The sequence below is a fragment of the Pectobacterium sp. IFB5596 genome, assembly GCF_021432585.1.
Classification (GTDB): Bacteria; Pseudomonadota; Gammaproteobacteria; order Enterobacterales; family Enterobacteriaceae; genus Pectobacterium; species Pectobacterium punjabense.
Genome location: NZ_LXFY01000023.1, coordinates 71,215 through 88,123, shown reverse-complemented (window position 1 = coordinate 88,123; position 16,909 = coordinate 71,215). Strand labels below are relative to the sequence as shown.

The following is a 16,909-nucleotide window of genomic DNA, read 5'->3' as shown; positions in this document are numbered from 1 at the left end:
CTCTTACAAAATGCCGGTGGCTTCGGTTAACAGCCAGATGCCGATCACCAGCAGCACGGCCCCAACTGCAACCGTCAGGCCGAACTGGCCCCAGGTTTTCTTGCCGTTGTGGATCTCGGCGTAGGTGCCGTACGCGTGATAGCACACACCGATGAACATGCTGGCTACTACCAGAAGCGCGACCAACAGGACGATGTCATAGCCGTAATTGCGGATGGTTTCCATAATGCCGCCACCGGTGCCTCGCGATGGGTTTTCCAGTTGCGGCAATCCTTGTGCGAATGACAGTGAGGGCAAGGTGGTCAGGCTCAAAGCCAGCGCGACGCGCTGAACGAGGCGAGTGGGAGAGTGGTGGTATTTCATGGGATTGATCCTTATCTGGTTACGTGAGGAGGAAGAACGTCAGTACGAGGTACATCGCGAGAAAGCGCACGATGACGCCGAGGAACTGACGCTGGTTAAGTTGGTTCTCGGCCCAGCCGACGTAGGCGGTGCGGATGGCCCATGCACCCCATAGCAGCAGAACAGCGAACACGATGCCGATCAGGACCGTGGACATGGCTGCAGGTGTAATACTGCTGTTTGCCTGGAAGGCGCTGATCTGTGCGGCAGTCATGGCTGGCCTTCTGGGGAGACGTTGCTGCGCTCGGATAGCGATTCCTGACGGTAGTGACTGCTCAGCTCGGTGGGGTCGCGCGGCTGGGCGCGGGATGGCGACAGATGGAACTGGATGCCTGCGCGTACACGCGCTAAATCATCGAGCAGCCGGGGGTAGTCGAAGTGATAACGTTCGCCTGGTACTGTGGGGGCTCTGGATGCGCTCTGTGCAATGAAGTGCTCCAGTGCGTCGAGCTGGCGCAGTGCGGCAGCCAGTTCTTGACGCTGGGCTGGTGTGTCGGCATGGGCAGTCAATGGACTGACCAGCATCAGAGCGGCGGAGAGAAAAATGAGCGCGCTGTAGTGCGCAGCGCGAAGTCGGGTAGGACGCACCATTGCGCAATTCCTCGATTCGATCAGCAATGTGGTGATCGTGACGAAGTAGGTGCTTCAGGGCTGCAAACAATCGGAACAGGATAGTGCCCGGATTGATGGGGCAAGTTGTTACATGCAGTTCACGGCTTGGTGCAGCCTATAAGTACTCTCTCGCTCGGCATCAGATCAAAAATGGCATCGCGGAGTTGCCATCGTCGAATACCGGGAGCAAGACGACGATGATGGTAGGGAAGGATCGATAATGAGGTCTATGCCTCGGCTATCTTGTTAAGGTTACCGAGGCGATTGATGCAGGATAGTGGGACTAGAGATATTGCCAGAGAATTGGCTTTGCGTTGTTTTGTGGTAGCTCTAGCGCCTTCAGCAACAACTGTTTCTCAGGCCACTCATTCAGATCGCGCACTGCAATCGTCCATTGAGCCCGGGCCACATTGGGTTGTGCGAGTAGCGCCTGGAAGTATGAGGCATCGACATCTGATAGGGAATGACCTAGCACGATCACTTGCTCTACGGCGACCAGGGATTCGAAGAAAGCGGAATGTTGGGCGATAATTTCGGCAGAACGTTTGAAGGTGAGCGAGAAATAGTTGTCGATTATGTCGTTGGCCTCCATCAAGCGAGTGTCCATCTCTGCGATATCATGGCGATCGTTTAGCGAATGGCGTGACGAGGGATGCCATGTATGGCCGAGGATCAGCACATCGTCTGGTTTTGCGGCACAACCGTGGATGAAAAGGATTTGCTGAGGATCAATACCATAGACGGTGTTCAGCGTGCTGGTGTAGTTGAAGTTCAGGAATTGCGCCTGCTGATCCAGATTTGACAGCAGCTTGGGGGCTGTATCGCGTGTGGGAATGTGGAGCGTACGAATCCAGTCTGCGAAATGTGCCTGCAGTTTTTTCGATAGCCTATCGACGGTATTCTCCACCTCGTACTGGAAATCGTGATGCCCTGCATCGCTCCAGTCGTCGTCTCCATAGGACGACATGAAATGGCCGAGATTGTCGATTAGCATGTCTGCGTCCAAGGCTGCTAGGGCGTGTTCCAGTTCGTTCCAATTTTCCCCAACAGGCAGATATTCCTCCACTTCACGGTAGACATCGCTGTCTGCAGACTGAACGTAGTTCTTGAAGTGTTTGAAGCCGGATGGGATGTCATGCCATAGGTCAAAACCGTTGCCGATAATGTAGAGAGTGGTAGGTGGCATTTTATCTCCAGTCGGGGACTTCGTGCGGGTTTAGTGATTGCTTGATTTATATTAAATATTATTTACAACTTCGGGGGAAGCATACTATGGGTATTGTCGAAGGCTATTTGCGTGCCTACACCTTGGTGGGGAGATTCACCTAATTAGTGCCATATATTCGAGAGTTGGGGCGCAACGTAATTGACACTATCTTGAACGTTTGACAAAGGCGCAGTCTGGGGGATGGATAATTTCACTCTGCCTGGGAATTTGCGTCGTTTATTTGGGGGAGAGTTTTAATGGAATGTTTCCGTATCGATGAAAGCGGTTATACCGGTTTCGATCTCTTGAATACAGAGCAGCAGTTTCAGGGGGCGACAGCCATAGCGATCGAGGATGATGAGGCTCGTCGGCTGATTCGTGAACACTTTCCCAAGCTCCAGGCCGATGAACTCAAGTATCGCTCTCTTGCTCGTCGCCCAACTAATCATCCTCGTTTGCTGGCTTTGCAGAAAGATCTGCTAACACATTACAAATGTATAACTTACGTTTGCAACAAGCGCTACCTTTTGCTGCTGATGTTTTTGGACTACGCAGTGGAACCTTTTTACTACAAGCGAGGGCAAGACTTCTACGTTGATGGTCAGAACTATACACTGGCGTCATTTTTGTACACGGTTGGCCCTATGCTCTTCGGTAGGGAGGCCTTCAGTGATTTGCAGGTGGCATTCCAACATGCTGTAAAAGAGAAGTCGCTGCAGGCTCTTGGCGATCTGGTACAGGCTGCTCGTAATACCCGCTGGCAAGAATTACCAGAAACGCTCGGCCCGTTGGCCAGGTATGCAGCTCCCGAATGCCTGCAGGCGATCGCCACACCTGGTGTCAGTACCGATGCTGCCATGGTTGTGCTGCAGTCGCTAATCAGCCGTATGGAGGTCATAGCCGATGGTGCCTATCGTGTCGATCATGATGAGTCAATCACTTTTCGAGAGACCGAGATTACAAGCATCACCTTTCCTCTCAAACTGCAATCTGTGACTCAGGTGGATTCGAAGAGCAGCCCTGCTGTGCAATTGGCCGATGTGATGATCGGTGCCGCCATTGAGGCTGCCAATACGCTCACGGGACAGCGATGCAACGGGGGGTTAGATGCTCAGGCCGTCTTGGCATTGTATGAGGAGCATCAACTGATCCATATGCTGCCATCAACCGACTTTGATGAACAGAAGCGATTCCGTCAGGGAACACAGGCGTCAGAGATCATTGATTATTTCGCATCCCATTTTCAAAAATAGCTGGAATTTGTGAAAAATAGTTGTGTATTTAAAAATAAGAGGTGGCTTTATGGGTTTTTCTGTTGATTGTTTCAGTATTGAATCTCTGATTAAAGATTATGATGCTTTAATTGATAATTTCAGGAAGGTTATTTCTGACTCTGGGGCTGGGGCAAATATCGAAAGCACCAAGCTATGGAAGTACAGAAAAGAACTTGAGTGTCTAGATGGCATGGAGAACAGAGATGTTGCTGCGCTTCTTGGTTTGGTGAGGAAATATTGCTCAGTTAGTTGTTTGTTTGATTCTGAGAGTGGCATTAATTTGCCGAATAGCAAATTGTTAATGTTGCTTGAGGGTGATCCTCTGGTTTATGATAAAAATCAGAATTATAACGACGCTTTTTTTGAGGTTTCAATGGCGATTCGTCTGGCCAAAGGGATTAGGAGCCATTTTGGTAGAAATTATGAAATAGATATGACAGGAGTGTGTGATGTGGTGTTGGTTAATGAGATGGCAGTTGAATGTAAATATGTTCATAGCCTAACTAAAGTAAGAAAAAAAATATCTGAGGGTATTTCTCAGATTAAAAAAAGGGTTGCTGATGGGGTGGCGCCAGTTGGCATGGTTGCGCTGGATATTTCCAATCTTGTGAATCATGAGAAAATATATAAATTTAGCCAAGAGGTTTTTTCTTGTTTTCTAGAAAACCACAAGGAGATTATGGGTAGTCGATGTGTCTTTGCCGGAGAGATGAATGATGGCGGAGTGATAAAATCAGTTCTTTCTGATGGGAATTTTTCAAGAATATTAAATCTTTATGCGGCTCATGAGGCTGAGACTGTTTTTTACAAGGGGTTCACGAAAGAAGAGTATAATAAATTAGATAAAGAAGTGATCGCGCTGGCTTATCAGGCTAATTATTATCTATGTTTAGAATATAAAGGAGAAGTGGTTCCGGTTCCTTTTAGGAGTATGGGGAGATATATAAACAAATCTCTGCCCGATCTTTATTATGTTGGTGTTGAGGATATGTTTAATTCATTGGCTGTGGGGATTTGAGAGAGTCAGTTTTGAAAATACATATTACTTGTTATAGATATTTCTTGAAACTACTCGCCGTCAGCGCCACAGCGACGCCCAGCAATGCAGCGCCGGGCAGCAGAATCATCAGCGGATGAACCGATACCGGCAGTGCCAGATAAGTTACCCAGGGCAGCACAGCCAGCGGCAGTAATGCGGCCTTTGCCCTGTGGTAAATAAAGCCCGATTCCCGACCTGCCCCAAACCTGCGTACATCGCGCCGCACCAGACCATCAACCAGGCCCACAAACACAGCCATGACAATGAGCGGCAATGTCAGCACCAGTACCAGCAAACGCACCATGAACGTCAGTGTGGTGAAGGCTGCGGCGATCAGATAGTTTTCTGACCACACATAGGCTTGGCTTACGAAGTAGCGGAAGTCGCGTCTGGGTGTCTGGCTGGGAGTACGCGCATGCTCGGCGGTCTGCTTCATGCGTTCAAGCAGTCCGGTCTTGATGAACATCCATTCATAGCCGGTGTCGATGAGCTGGTGTGCCGTGCGGCCCGGCTCCTGCACGATGACGCTGCGGGTAAAGTTATTCGACAGGTGTCCCAATTCGTACTGCAGCATCGCCTGCGAGTGTTGCCAGCCCTGGTCTTTCCAGAAAAGATGCATGCCTGCGCATTCCACGATGATTGAAATCAGCAATGAGCCAATCAGCACACCCACTAACCTGAATGGCAAGGTGATGACACTGGCCAGCAGGCTTTTCCGGCGTGTCTGCTGATGTTGTGCCGTAGCTGCTGGATCGCTCATGGCGATTTACTCTCGTCGATAATAGGGTCGGCATCCTCATCAAGCAGTTCAGGCGGTAGTGCTTGCTTCTGTAGCATAGGTGAGCCCTGGTTCTGCCACCATTGACCGGTATCGGTGTAGCTTTGACGCATGTAACCTGCCAATTGCTGAAGATCGGTTGGCATGATTTCATCTGGATCGGGGGCGGGCAGGGGCATGCGGACTTTCCACAGGTTGCCACCCTGCAGCAGCGCAAAGCATTGCCCTTTCGGAAGTTGAACAACGTGTGACGGCTCAATCATCGGCACACTCGACATGCTGATGCGATCCTGTGTGTTGCTGGTGAAATCGGTTTTGGTGTGGATGTCGGAGCTGTCGGTTGCGCCACTGACCACCGTTGTAGTGTAGACCTCCACCTTGGGCAATTGCTTGGTGAGCAGTTCGGCGGTGGCTGTCTCGCGCACGCGCAGCATGAACAGGTTATTGAAGTTTCCGACGACTTGACCTGCTTTGGCACGATTGCCAATGCGTGCTTCGATATCGCTCAGGGTTTGAGTGTAGGCGGTGACCTGGATGCCGGCACCGCCACCCTTGTTGATCATCGGGATGAATTCATTGCCCATCAACTCATTGAATTCATCGGCATGAACGTTGATTGGTACTTTGGTGTCTGCTGATGCACCGGGCAGGCCGTCGTCGATACCGAATTTGTAGATGTGTCCGGCCACAGAGACCATATCGCTGAACATCGAGTTGCCCACTGCGGCGGCGACTTCGGCATCAGACAGCGCATCGAGCCCGACGTAGACTACCGCACGTTTCCTGATGATCTGCATCCAGTCGAAAATCGGCCTGGGGTCACTCAGATCCGAATAGTTCGGTGCCAGCAATTGGGCGATTTTGCCGCTGGTGAGTTTTTCAAGCAGGGGCAGCAGGCTGGCGACGATCTTGTCGAAATAGGTTTTGTCGTATCGAACCGCCGATCTCAAGCCATCCAGTACGGGGTCGTAGTTACGGGCCTGACTGAGGTATTGCTCAAGGGCGACCACGCGCTTTTCGCGGCCGATCATGTTCCTGGGAATATTCTTCTCGTTGAGCTTGGCTTCAATCTGAACGATGACTTCCCAGGCCTTGGGTTCCGTTCTGGCGAAGTAGTGTTGGGCGTATTCGATGAACAAAGCGTCGATATTGATGACGTGGCGCTGGATCAGCATGTAGTCTGGTCGTTGCCCCAGTTCAATCAACGCCCTGGCGATGATGTTGACGAATCGCCAGGCAAATTCCCGGAAGGCCGCACTGTTTCCCTCTCCCGATAGCTGGCCCGAGATACGCGTCGCGACCTCGGAAATTCGCCCGAAACGGCCTACTGCGTTGTAACGGGCGCTGATCTCCGGCCACCCCAGATGGAACACGTAGAACGCGTTCTCTCTGCCTGCGCGTCTTGCCTCGACGAACATCCTCTTGAGCAGATCTGCGTCCCCTTTAGGGTCGAAAACAATAACCACTTCATGCTCGCCGAGGTGATTCTTTCGACGAATGTCCTGGGTGATGAACAGTTCGGCCAGCCGCGTTTTACCCACGCGCGTGGTGCCCAGGACGAGGGAGTGGCCAACGCGTTCGCCCAGCGGCAGGCTGACGTCGACTTCCTCCGGTTCGATGCCATGCAGGCGCGGCAAGCCGCCAACAGGCGGTAATGGCCGTACCGGATTGAGCGGGATATCCCAGGTTGTGAGGCAGGGCAGTAGCGACAGCGGAAAAGGTGCGAATTCCAGCCGTTCCTCCAGGCGACGTGCCAACTGGTAGGCGGGTGTCGGCTCCACATAGCGTCTGAACTCGGGTCGGTAGGTCTGCATCAATCTGTGGGTGTGCTTTTGTTCCCAGCGAAACCCTTTGCCAATGAACAAGCGTTGTTGGCTGACAGGCACATTCCTGCTCGTCATCACGTAACGTGGCAGGCGACGGATATTGCGGCGGTAGCGCAGGATCACCTGCGCATCGCGCCAGCGCAGTACGCCAAAAAAACCGAATGCCAGTGCGCTACCGATGCCGATGTCCGGACTCAGCGCGAGCGACCACGGTGCTGCCACGCACAGCAGCGCGGCTCCGGCACAAACGGCAACGGTGTAGAGCTCCACAGGAGGGCGCAGCAGTACCTCGACCGGCTGAGTCTGTGCCATCGTGTTATTGCTCAATACCCGTGCTGGTGATGAGCACGGGGTAATAGCGCAGGCCAAGGCGTTCGGCCAGGTCATCGGCGGCAACGGGTGCAAGCTGCAGGCCCGGCGCGGCTGCGCGCAGGCGTACCAGACCGTCCTCGGTCTCTACGTTGACGACCAGACCGACGGCACCACGCTCGCGCAATGATGCGCCCTGGCGTTGCAGCCACACATGCGATGCTTCATCGTCGCCGACCAGGAAGAACGGCTGCAGACCAGGAGCGTCAATGATCCGTGGTGCTACGGTGCCAGGTGTGAGTTTCGGGCTACGCACTGGCAGCATGTCCGCTTCGGTGGCTGGATTGACCTGCACCGAGGGGAGTGCAATAGGGGGGCGTGGCGTACCAGAACGTGCCTGAAGGCTGAGCGCTTCGTAGTACGGCAGGGCGGATGCCCCGCCCAAATCTTTCACCACGATGGGCGGTTGTGCCGCGTGCAGCAACGGCGGTACGGTGGTGAGGGTCAGGAGCAGGCCGTATACGGCAGCGATATGAGGCATCATGGGGAGGTCTCCTTGCTGATAGTCGTGGCGAACAATTGCTGTTGTGGCCCTAATACGCGCTGAAGGTGCTGCGACACACTGCGGCGGTAGCGTGCCGCCGGAGCACCTCCAGCGGGTCGGTGGTAGCGACCAATCGCCAGCAGCCAGTCTTCGCCGGGTGTGTGCTGCTCTTTGAGTATCTGCGCAGCGATAGCCAGGTTGTTGTACGGATCGAGTAATTCGCAGGGCTGGCGGTAGCGGTGCTTCTGCCAACCGAGATTGATCTGCCCCAGGCCCACGTCGATGCGGGTAGGTGGTACGTCTTGCAGCGCCTGATGCACTCCTGCGCAGGCTTGTGCCTGGCTGGCATATCGGCGTGACTGGCCGGCGACATTTAGCGACCACGGCCACGGCACGATGCGTTCTCTCCGGTACACGCCACTTTCCTGCAACGCCACGGCATACAGGACGACGGAGGGAATACCTGCGCGTTGAGCGGCCAACTGGTAGGCGGGAGGAGGGATTTCTTGCGCCTGCGCCAGGTTGGTCAGCAGCAGGTACACCAGTAGTACATTCAGGCGCTGCATGGCGTTCAGGGTTGGCGTTGCCATTGACCATTGACCTGCCTGAGACTGGCAGGCAGTTCTCCGGGCATGCCCAGAGACAACCAGCGGCCGGCATCGTGGTTCAGGGTGATGGTGCCGTTACGCACCCGTACAGGGTCGATCCGGGCACGCTTGGCCCAATCGCGGATACGCGCATCGTCTTGCCGCGAGCCGACCATGTACAGGTCGAATTCAGTACCCGACGCTTGCAGGCGTTGTACGTGTTCGGTGCACGAAAGGCAGTCTTCTTTGACGAACACTGCCGTGCGGCCGCTGCCGGACATTGCGTTGCTGTTGGGGGCGGCATCCGGCAGATTCACCCGTTGCATGCCGGGGTTCAGCCTTTGCCAGGCTTCATCGTAAGCGCGTTGATAGGCCAGCAGCTTTTCAACGCGATGTGCTTCTGCCTGTACTTGCAGTTCGGCATAGCGCTGCCGTTCGTCGTCACTGCGTGCCTCGATGCCCAATGCTGATAGTGGGTCGAGGTTGGGTGAATATGTGCCGAGCGGCCCCTCCATGAGTTCGCGGTAACGCTGCCATTCTTCGACGTTCAGGCCCCAGTTCTGGGCCAGGTGCGCGTCTCGGTGCTGTTCGACCCGAGTCGGTACGATACGAGACTCCATAGTGGTGGGCTGCTGTGCCATCGTGGGGAGTGGAAGGGCGGTCACCGCAGCAGCGATAAGGATCGTCATCAGGTGTTTCATGGTCTTCTCCATCAGGGGATCGCCAGGCGGCGCGTCTGTCCAGCGCGGCTGAAAATTGCGGTGTCACCCTCAATGGCATCCAGTCGCCACTGGCCTACGGTTTCGCCGAGCGAGACAAGCTGGATTTGTGTGGATGACCGCTTTCCGCTGGCAGGTGCCAGCGAGACCATGAGTTGTCCCGCACGCAGCTCCAGACCCAAGATGCGGAACGGAAATGGCATGTTCCTGGGCGCTGTCGCTGCAGGGTTGGCAGTGCTGTGGGTGGTTGGCGGGCTTGGACGGGCAACGTCCTGTTGAGACTTGAGCCGCTCAAGCTCGTCACGAAGGGTTTGCACGGCTTGTGTGGAAGCCTGGTTTTCCTGCATCTGCTCGATTTGAACGAGGCGATTTTCCAGATTCTGCTGTAATTCCCGTAGGGTTGTAGCGCTGGCAGGGAGAGTGTGCGTTTGAAGTACCTGCATGCTATCAGCCAGCTCTGCCATGCTTGCTTCCAGTACGTGAACTTGCTGCACGCTGGCATCCACCTGTTCACGTTCAGCAAGGTTGGCTATCGCGCGATAGCTCTGGCTGATAAAAACAGTGAGCACACTCAACCACGCATAGATCAGGAACCAGGAGACTGCGGCTGCCGTGCGCTTCAGCCTCGTAGGTGCGTTGTTCATGGTTGACCTCCTGCGGACAGGGTCGCTTTACCTGCCTTGGCGGCCGGGAGGTCGCTGGAAACTGCACCGACCTCGCTATCTGTGCTGGCGCGTACAAAGCACACCTGCCGCACCCGGTCATCGACCTGCATATCCCACGCTGAGCCAGCCAGGGTCAGCAGAGCGTCGCGTAGGGTCATTGGCCCCATGTGCAGGTGAGCGGCGGGGAGCGGAAGTGAATACAGTTCAATGAGGGTTTGTGCTGTTTCACAGAGCTGATAACCGCTGCGTTTGAGCACATGCCGCAGGCCATCACCGACGGTGGCACGGGCGTCTTCGGGTATTGCCACGTCAATTACCTGTAGCAGCAGGTCGCGCTGTGCCGCGTTGGGTGCCAGTTCTACAAGGGTATAGCGCCCGTAGCGCACGATTGGGATGAAGTCCGGCGTCGCATCGGGAAGCGGGGAGGCCGTTTTAATGGGCGGTGAGGGGGGCGGGGCAGTGGTTGTTGTGCATCCGCTGCTCAAGGCTGCAATGATCAGCAGGTGACTGACGAACAGCCGCTGGGTTGAATGTGTGGGTGACATGGTTCAGCTCTCTGTTGCGATGAGCTGCTACCTTCGTCTGAGGCGTGGGTTTGATCAGCAAAGAATGCGGATTTGGGTGTATTCCTTTTTGGCGTCGTTGCTGTAGGCGAAGCAGGGGGGGCGGTGATTCCAGCTTTGGAATTCGCTGAACTACGCCAGAGCCTGATGCGGCAGTTTTATTAATCGGTGAGGCGAGTTCAGCATATGCCAGATGTTTTCTGGAATGGAATTCTATAATGCCCTTTCTCAGGCTAAGCAGACCTACAAACCGGTTATGCTTAGCAGCCAATCTACCCACTTATATATTTACTTCGGCTTCGTGTGTCTGCATGATGCCCTATCGAGAACTGCTTGCACCGGCTTCATTTTAAAACCCAACGGAACGCCGTATGACAGACAATGGTATCAAAACCTTTGCGAAAGCACTCCGATCACCGTTTCCGGTGATATATCTGGATTTCCGATCGGTTGATCGCTTCCTTTACCGTATCCGCGATCTTCGTAATCTTCGCGATCATCTTCCCGATGACTTAATCGAACGACTAGACCTTTGTCATCTGTACATGATTTGCAAGCGTCCACGTCTGTCGCTGATTCCGAACTCCATCACTTGGAATGCTGATTCCATCTCTTTGAAAGTGTCCTGCGCTTTTAATGGCGTGACACATGAAGGAGGTGTGCAACTTATAAGGCCTCCGGCATTACGCGACGCAAAAGCATTCTCTGTTTCGCGCTTCCCACATCGCGAACTGCTTGCTATTGACCGAGATGGTAAGGTTACCCATGAAATGCTGTTCGCGAACCTCGCTCATTTGATCAAGTCTCTGCCTTCTTTTGCGCAGCAACTTGAAGTGCTTTATGTCGGCAAGGGGTTGGCGAAAAATACACAAGATCGTCTTGCAAATCACGAAACCCTTCAAAAAATCCTTGCCGAGATTAACTCCGATGATCCTGACTCGGAAGTTTTTGCTCTCGTGTATCGCTTTGATTACCGAAGATCGGTCGGAGGTATTGTTGCGGACAACTTCGATGTCAAGGAGTTTTTGTGCCAAAATTGTGGCTTATACAAGCCGACACTGGACGATCAAGTAAGTCTTATTGAGGCTGCTACCATATCGTACTTTCACACTGCCAAATACAATTCCCACTACATTAACTTCCCAATGACAGATATTGATGCCGCACGACGTGCACGTGAATTCGGTGCAGCTTACATTGTTGTTCAGATCGACACCGAAAACATTGGTGGTGTCCCGATTTATTCGCAACGGATTGGGCCGCAGGCTACACATTACGTCGTCCACCGAATCGCCCGATAACCATACATTTAAACGCCCACTGTTCCGCTAGGTCTGGGGTGCCAACGTAGATAGCAGGCAAAAATACCTGTGGCATGCACCTATGGCTCTTCGGGTGATTGTGCCTAAATAGGTCGTGATGATAGCCTGATGAGCACTTAGCTTACATAAAAGGAGGTGCTAAATGAGCAAGACTAGTGAATTCGAGGCACTGAAGGTTCAGTACGGAGAAAGCGTAATCGTTGCCGCCTCACCGGTGAGAATTTGGTGAGGCTGCTGGAGACGGTACAGCACGATAGTGGCGGCAGAAGTGGCTGCCCGAAAGGCTACAGAGCGAAAAGATGCCATCGAAGCTCAACTGAAGGCGTTCGATGAGGAAAATGATTAGTGGAGTCATAGTTAAAACGAGTCATGGTCAATTTTTAGTGGACGCCAGCATAGGGGATTCAGGTAGCTGCTTTCTCGTAATCGCCTGGTGATTGGTATCTGAGTTTGGATTGCGACCGGTGAGTGTTGTAAATGCCGACGATGTAGTGATTAATGTCAGCGACGGCTTCGTTGAAGTTAGCATAATTGCTGCCTGACCTGTTCCATCTTCAGTTTCAGGAGGAAGCGCTCCATGGGCGAGTGTCCCAACAGTTGCCCTTGCGGCTCATTCTGGCAATCAGACCGCGCTTCTCAATTAGCGTACTCAATAACACCTGATGCACAGCCCCTGGGCCTTGAGCGCAACAGGCAACCGACGGCTACCGTTGTTGTCCTCATTGACCTGGAAAGCAGCTCGCAACGGCGTACTTAATATGCTGGTGTGTGGCGCTTGTCGCAGGTGACGGGCCGCTACAAACTTGCGCGACTGATGCCCATTAAACGGCACATCCGGTCGTATCGACTTTGTTCTGCCACTAGTCGATCAGTTTGTGGATCATTTCCGTTCTCGGAGAAGAAGGCAGATGGTTTTTTCGCAGCGACACGTCTTCGTGCAACTGCTGGTTCTCCGGACAGTGCGCTACGAGCGGCTATCTCAATATCACTGGGGAAGGTCTGGAACAGGTTCAGCGCGCAGCAGCAGAATGGATGTGTGGTCCTACAATCATGGACACCCAAACATGGCTCTGGGTGGATATACTCCTACACAGCGGCAGGTCAGGCCCCCGCATATCGTTCCTACTTCTGGCAATCGCTCAATACGGAAGATTACCAATGCACACCGCCTCTGCACGCATATTAATAATTAAATATATGTTGTAGCATTAAGAAAATTTGGGTCTTGTTAACACAGCAATGACCATCCTTATACAACGAAAATGAGATCCGATGAGCTTTAGCAAGTCGCCTTCTAAGTCGCCTAATGATTGGCAGATACAATTGATGCGTGGTGATCCAGATTGTGGAGCTTTCTACCGGTGGATACATACTGAACTCACAAAGGTTATCAAAAATTGGCCACCAAAAGTCACGACGCTGACTACTGGCCGAAAGGGAAATCTAGGTGAGTTTTTATCGTACCGAGTGGCTTGTGTTAATGGGTTGCACGGAAAAAGAAAGGGATACACTGTGGCGCTCATGGGAGCCCTAACTCCGCTTCAAGATGGTGCACCGACTGGATTGGACACCACCATAGTCCATTTGGATCCCGGCGGTGACACCACCAAGGACTGCCTTTACATCATGGAGGTGAAGACTACCGGCTCTGCCAAGTTGACCTACGCGAAGGAGCTCATTGGTGACTATGAAAAGCTCTTGGGTAAAACAACGGTTGCAGGCTCGTTAGGTCAGCGATTTAACTGGCTCCAAGCTTATTTGAAGGAGATACATGAATTCTCCGATGATGATATTGAGCGTGTAGGAAATCTCTTTATGCCTGAAGCTAAGGACTGTCGAGGCATCAAGCTGTTACCTACGCTGGTGCATGATCGAAGTGTCGGAGATCCAGCTGCCATTGCTGCATTAGAAAATGTAGCTGAAAAAATTGAAAAGCAGGGCTGGGGCAAACAAACCATCGAACCCTGGAGCATTGCTATCAACAAGCTTACTGCATGCCTCGTACATCTCTCGAATAATGAAAGTACGATGCCATGATTAGCCTCCCTGTTTCAGTCAGGTTTCTTGATAGCGCCGCTTCGTCCGCAGCAAAGGCCAGAGGCGTTAAGCCGGTGTGGCCAACGGAAGACCCACTCGATGTAGCAACTGCACTCAAATGCATTAGCGCGTTTCAAGTCCGCGTGAATATCGAAGCCCTTGAGGCGCTCGATGATGAGATCAACGCGCAGCCTCTTGTCGCAGCAGCTCGGATTTTGCAGTCGACAGCACAGCACTTGAGGAGCGAGAAGAGTCTTTCTAACAAAGCCAACCTCGACGAATTGTCGTTTTATGCTGCACTTGCCTTTGCCATGCATGGCAACTTTCCCAGTGCGCGAGCAGCTCTTTCCGATGTGTCGTCAGACTTTGTCGAGGAAAGCCTGATGTTCCGTATGGTCGTAGCCATATGCGATCCTTGCGACAAGTCGGTTCGATTTCGTTCGAACAATACTGAGTTTGAGCCGTTTCGTCGGCAGTGGTACCGCGCCTTGCGCAACACGGACAGTGAAGTACGCAATGAAGCATTCAAACGTGTACTCAAGCTCTTTACTGAAGCAGCGATGGCCGGTTCCATGGCGGAAGGGGCGCTCTTGCTGGGAGGCCGAATGGCGGCCCACCAAGCGAGACGATTAGCAACGGCTAATCTTCTGGATGATGCACCCGAAATTCCAAACTGGTTCATCCGAAACTCCATCAAGAAGGGCATGGTGACCTTACTTCCACCGCAACACATGCTTCTGAGTAAGAGACGAATTGCCAGACACGGACGCAACACCCTCCTGACGCTGCCCACAAGTACTGGAAAGACTTTTATCGCTGAAGCCTGCATAGCCTCAGGCTTGGCGAATGACGGCCTGTGCGTCTACGTAGCACCGTATGTCGCCGTTGGGGAGCAGGTGAAAGACTCACTCCGGATGTGCCTCGGTGATGAGGTACCCCTTATTTCGATGTTTGGTGGCTTCCTGTCAGAGACCTTGAATATCTTCGCCAAGAGAGAGGTCTTCGTCGCTACGCCTGAACGGTTTGACGGATGGCTTCGTTCTGGTGAAAACGTCGGACGGCTACGTACTGTCGTCTTCGATGAAATCCATATTCTCGAAAATGGAGTTCGGGGTGTCCGTGTGGAAGGGTTGTTGTCACGACTTAGACTCCTTCAGCGAAGCAACCCGGGCCTTCGCATCATTGGGCTGTCGGCTGTATTGACCAAGCCTCAACGCGTCTGCAAGTGGCTCGGAGTACAAGATGTTGACCTTCATCAGATGGGTTGGAGACCGACAGCTCGTCGATTGGCTATGTGCCTTGCAAACGGGGAAATGTACTGGGTTCAGGGGAACGATACGCTCCGACCTGTGGGCGAGCGAGCTGCTTCAGCTATGTCGGAGTCTATAATGATCGACCTGCCGGGACAGATTCGACCAGCGCAGTTTGCGAAGGTAAACGAGAAGAGTGCGGCCATCAATGTTGGCTCGATAGCGCGAGACCTTTTAACTCGGCTGGGTTCGCCAGGTCTGGTAGTGTGCCCACGAAGGTTAGACACTCGATTGCTTGCTCGTGAATTGATGAGTAGCCGCGAGTACGTCAAGAGCGAAGATACTTTACAGACCGCAGACGGCATTCTCGAGCGCTACCCCTACTTGGACTTTCTAGCCGAGTGTTTGCGGTGTGGGGTGGCGTACCACAACGCCTCTCTACCCTTTGATGTGCGCCGCGATATAGAACGACTTACCCGCGCACGCGCGCTGTCCGTGGTCTGCGCGACGACCACGCTTGCTGAGGGTGCAGACCTTCCGTTCCGGTGGACTATCGTCGCTCACTGGCTCAGCAGTATGCATGGCGACGGCACGAGAATGAAGTCGATGACTTTCCGCAACATTGCGGGCCGCTGCGGTAGAACTGGCGCCTTCACTGAGGGGGACACGATCCTCTTCCAAAATTTAATGGGCCCCCCTTCTATGGGAGCACGGCAGCGCGACGCACGTCGCTTGGAAGAAGTCATGTTCTCGTCGTCACCTCTCATATCGACGCTTGGCAGCGAATGGATTGAGATCTCTGAGCAGGGACAGCAATTGTTGGAGTCCACTTTCAGTTCACAACTGCTCGCGTGCATCGGAGAGCACCCCCAAGTTGACGATATTGTGTCGGAGTTAACGGAGGCCTCTTACGCTGGGCAAACCGACGGCGAGGATAACGTACGTCGAATTCTGTCAGAGACGCTCATCAGAATTTTAGATGACAAGCAGCCTGGTGGCGCAATGGCAGTGATGAACAGTCCAGTCCGACTGACTGAGTTTGGGCGCGCAGCTAATTTAAGTGGTTTCTCGCCGGATACCTGTCGGCTGATGGTGCAATTCCTGTCGGAGGAGAGCTTCGAGTCGGATGGTGCGCTTTACAGTGAACTGCTGAGACGTTTCAACAGTGTTCCCGAGCAGTCCAACGACACGCTGAGAAAAATCTTCTCAGGAGCATCTCACAGGAACGTTCTCAAGGCCGGCAACCTTGAGGAGATGCTGAACAATTTACTTCTGCGCATGGACTTACGCGAGGTTTTTGAACTGCTGCGCAGCAAGAAGTCCAAAGCCCAGCCAGACACTGTTGAGACGATGTTCGAGGAGTTTGTATCGTTCCTAAATGGCGTTGTGGGGAATTTTCTACCATGGATTCTTAGAGGCCTCGAGAAACTCAGCGAATACGGGAGCGCAGAGGCTGCAGCCACTAACTGGTCGGACATGGCTAAGGATATTGAAGCTGTCCTGAGTGCTAATTACGACGATACCGCAGCCGACGATTCGCTGATTACGATTAAATAATTGCTCAGAATAAAGAGGTTGAAGATATTCAGCACGATTAGAAGGCAATTGGCCGTTAGTACAGGAGGCTATCATTTTCATTCAAATTATTTGTTGAAAAAATTTCAAATTTTGATTTGGCTCGAAAGCCAGCATCTACCCTTGCATCTGGTATTGTGCCTTCTTTATTTTTGATGGCACGGGAAGGAATGGGCTGCCATGACGAAAAATCCTCAGTC

At 53.1% G+C, this 16,909-nt stretch carries 17 protein-coding genes and 2 pseudogenes; 6 read left to right on the top strand and 13 right to left on the bottom strand.

Annotated elements, in window-relative coordinates; genetic code table 11:
- Positions 1-3 precede the first annotated feature (3 nt).
- The 4 genes from A6301_RS14095 to A6301_RS14080 all read right to left on the bottom strand — a co-directional run bounded on the left by A6301_RS14095 (position 4) and on the right by A6301_RS14080 (position 2,200).
- Entirely contained in the window at positions 4-363 is a 360-nt protein-coding gene (locus tag A6301_RS14095) for a TIGR03745 family integrating conjugative element membrane protein (RefSeq protein ID WP_103182609.1), read from the bottom strand.
- A gap of 19 nt (positions 364-382) precedes the next feature.
- The gene (locus A6301_RS14090) at positions 383-616 is read right to left on the bottom strand and encodes a TIGR03758 family integrating conjugative element protein (protein ID WP_234258064.1); all 234 of its coding nucleotides are present in this window, start codon (positions 614-616) and stop codon (positions 383-385) included.
- On the bottom strand, positions 613-993 hold the full coding sequence (locus tag A6301_RS14085; protein WP_234258063.1) for an RAQPRD family integrative conjugative element protein: 381 nt from the start codon (positions 991-993) through the stop codon (positions 613-615). The genes A6301_RS14090 and A6301_RS14085 overlap by 4 nt, the downstream gene beginning before the upstream one ends.
- A gap of 304 nt (positions 994-1,297) precedes the next feature.
- Positions 1,298-2,200, bottom strand: a complete 903-nt coding sequence (locus A6301_RS14080; protein WP_234258062.1) for a bacteriophage abortive infection AbiH family protein — start codon at positions 2,198-2,200, stop codon at positions 1,298-1,300.
- A gap of 278 nt (positions 2,201-2,478) precedes the next feature.
- Between A6301_RS14080 and A6301_RS14075 the strand changes: the two genes are divergently transcribed.
- Positions 2,479-3,474, top strand: a complete 996-nt coding sequence (locus A6301_RS14075; RefSeq protein ID WP_234258061.1) for a DUF3800 domain-containing protein — start codon at positions 2,479-2,481, stop codon at positions 3,472-3,474.
- Positions 3,475-3,523: 49 nt separating this feature from the next.
- Positions 3,524-4,513, top strand: coding sequence for a hypothetical protein (locus A6301_RS14070; RefSeq protein WP_234258060.1), 990 nt, complete (start codon positions 3,524-3,526; stop codon positions 4,511-4,513).
- Between the two features lie 31 nt (positions 4,514-4,544).
- Here the strand turns inward: A6301_RS14070 and A6301_RS14065 are convergent, their stop codons facing one another.
- From A6301_RS14065 to A6301_RS14035, 7 genes are read right to left on the bottom strand one after another with little or no spacing between them, the layout of a single operon-like run.
- Positions 4,545-5,294 carry a TIGR03747 family integrating conjugative element membrane protein gene (locus tag A6301_RS14065; protein WP_234258059.1) on the bottom strand — a complete coding sequence of 250 codons (750 nt, stop codon included), beginning with the start codon at positions 5,292-5,294 and terminating at the stop codon, positions 4,545-4,547.
- A complete protein-coding gene (traD, locus tag A6301_RS14060; protein ID WP_234258058.1) occupies positions 5,291-7,450 on the bottom strand; it encodes a type IV conjugative transfer system coupling protein TraD in 2,160 nt (719 codons plus the stop codon). Before traD ends, A6301_RS14065 begins: the two co-directional genes overlap by 4 nt.
- A gap of 4 nt (positions 7,451-7,454) precedes the next feature.
- Positions 7,455-7,991 (bottom strand): integrating conjugative element protein, encoded by a 537-nt coding sequence (locus A6301_RS14055; protein WP_234258057.1) that lies wholly within the window; start codon positions 7,989-7,991, stop codon positions 7,455-7,457.
- On the bottom strand, positions 7,988-8,581 hold the full coding sequence (locus A6301_RS14050) for a transglycosylase SLT domain-containing protein (protein ID WP_234258056.1): 594 nt from the start codon (positions 8,579-8,581) through the stop codon (positions 7,988-7,990). Before A6301_RS14050 ends, A6301_RS14055 begins: the two co-directional genes overlap by 4 nt.
- Positions 8,563-9,279, bottom strand: a complete 717-nt coding sequence (locus A6301_RS14045; protein ID WP_234258055.1) for a TIGR03759 family integrating conjugative element protein — start codon at positions 9,277-9,279, stop codon at positions 8,563-8,565. Before A6301_RS14045 ends, A6301_RS14050 begins: the two co-directional genes overlap by 19 nt.
- 11 nt (positions 9,280-9,290) lie before the next feature.
- The gene (locus A6301_RS14040; RefSeq protein ID WP_234258054.1) at positions 9,291-9,941 is read right to left on the bottom strand and encodes a hypothetical protein; all 651 of its coding nucleotides are present in this window, start codon (positions 9,939-9,941) and stop codon (positions 9,291-9,293) included.
- Complete coding sequence (locus A6301_RS14035) at positions 9,938-10,507, bottom strand: PilL N-terminal domain-containing protein (protein WP_234258053.1); 570 nt, start codon at positions 10,505-10,507, stop codon at positions 9,938-9,940. Before A6301_RS14035 ends, A6301_RS14040 begins: the two co-directional genes overlap by 4 nt.
- 389 nt (positions 10,508-10,896) lie before the next feature.
- Here A6301_RS14035 and A6301_RS14030 point away from each other — a divergent pair, with 389 nt between their 5' ends.
- Positions 10,897-11,826, top strand: coding sequence for a hypothetical protein (locus tag A6301_RS14030; RefSeq protein ID WP_234258052.1), 930 nt, complete (start codon positions 10,897-10,899; stop codon positions 11,824-11,826).
- Between the two features lie 198 nt (positions 11,827-12,024).
- Here the strand turns inward: A6301_RS14030 and A6301_RS22415 are convergent, their stop codons facing one another.
- Complete coding sequence (locus A6301_RS22415) at positions 12,025-12,153, bottom strand: hypothetical protein (protein WP_255764550.1); 129 nt, start codon at positions 12,151-12,153, stop codon at positions 12,025-12,027.
- A gap of 98 nt (positions 12,154-12,251) precedes the next feature.
- Positions 12,252-12,374: pseudogene (locus tag A6301_RS22500) on the bottom strand (IS3 family transposase); the annotation flags it as partial.
- A 426-nt stretch (positions 12,375-12,800) separates the two neighbouring features.
- Here A6301_RS22500 and A6301_RS22495 point away from each other — a divergent pair.
- The 3 genes and pseudogenes from A6301_RS22495 to A6301_RS14020 form a co-directional block, all read left to right on the top strand.
- A pseudogene (locus tag A6301_RS22495) lies at positions 12,801-12,953 on the top strand (integrase core domain-containing protein); the annotation flags it as partial.
- 166 nt (positions 12,954-13,119) lie between these two features.
- Complete coding sequence (locus A6301_RS14025) at positions 13,120-13,884, top strand: hypothetical protein (RefSeq protein ID WP_234258051.1); 765 nt, start codon at positions 13,120-13,122, stop codon at positions 13,882-13,884.
- On the top strand, positions 13,881-16,691 hold the full coding sequence (locus A6301_RS14020; RefSeq protein ID WP_234258050.1) for a DEAD/DEAH box helicase: 2,811 nt from the start codon (positions 13,881-13,883) through the stop codon (positions 16,689-16,691). Before A6301_RS14025 ends, A6301_RS14020 begins: the two co-directional genes overlap by 4 nt.
- The last annotated feature ends 218 nt before the right edge of the window (positions 16,692-16,909 follow it).

Bases quoted from the DNA above. Each gene is read 5' to 3' on its own strand.
- A6301_RS14095 (WP_103182609.1), bottom strand. From the start codon at position 363: ATGAAATACCACCACTCTCCCACTCGCCTCGTTCAGCGCGTCGCGCTG.
- A6301_RS14090 (WP_234258064.1), bottom strand. From the start codon at position 616: ATGACTGCCGCACAGATCAGCGCCTTCCAGGCAAACAGCAGTATTACA.
- A6301_RS14085 (WP_234258063.1), bottom strand. From the start codon at position 993: ATGGTGCGTCCTACCCGACTTCGCGCTGCGCACTACAGCGCGCTCATT.
- A6301_RS14080 (WP_234258062.1), bottom strand. From the start codon at position 2,200: ATGCCACCTACCACTCTCTACATTATCGGCAACGGTTTTGACCTATGG.
- A6301_RS14075 (WP_234258061.1), top strand. From the start codon at position 2,479: ATGGAATGTTTCCGTATCGATGAAAGCGGTTATACCGGTTTCGATCTC.
- A6301_RS14070 (WP_234258060.1), top strand. From the start codon at position 3,524: ATGGGTTTTTCTGTTGATTGTTTCAGTATTGAATCTCTGATTAAAGAT.
- A6301_RS14065 (WP_234258059.1), bottom strand. From the start codon at position 5,294: ATGAGCGATCCAGCAGCTACGGCACAACATCAGCAGACACGCCGGAAA.
- traD (WP_234258058.1), bottom strand. From the start codon at position 7,450: ATGGCACAGACTCAGCCGGTCGAGGTACTGCTGCGCCCTCCTGTGGAG.
- A6301_RS14055 (WP_234258057.1), bottom strand. From the start codon at position 7,991: ATGATGCCTCATATCGCTGCCGTATACGGCCTGCTCCTGACCCTCACC.
- A6301_RS14050 (WP_234258056.1), bottom strand. From the start codon at position 8,581: ATGGCAACGCCAACCCTGAACGCCATGCAGCGCCTGAATGTACTACTG.
- A6301_RS14045 (WP_234258055.1), bottom strand. From the start codon at position 9,279: ATGAAACACCTGATGACGATCCTTATCGCTGCTGCGGTGACCGCCCTT.
- A6301_RS14040 (WP_234258054.1), bottom strand. From the start codon at position 9,941: ATGAACAACGCACCTACGAGGCTGAAGCGCACGGCAGCCGCAGTCTCC.
- A6301_RS14035 (WP_234258053.1), bottom strand. From the start codon at position 10,507: ATGTCACCCACACATTCAACCCAGCGGCTGTTCGTCAGTCACCTGCTG.
- A6301_RS14030 (WP_234258052.1), top strand. From the start codon at position 10,897: ATGACAGACAATGGTATCAAAACCTTTGCGAAAGCACTCCGATCACCG.
- A6301_RS22415 (WP_255764550.1), bottom strand. From the start codon at position 12,153: ATGGCATCTTTTCGCTCTGTAGCCTTTCGGGCAGCCACTTCTGCCGCC.
- A6301_RS14025 (WP_234258051.1), top strand. From the start codon at position 13,120: ATGAGCTTTAGCAAGTCGCCTTCTAAGTCGCCTAATGATTGGCAGATA.
- A6301_RS14020 (WP_234258050.1), top strand. From the start codon at position 13,881: ATGATTAGCCTCCCTGTTTCAGTCAGGTTTCTTGATAGCGCCGCTTCG.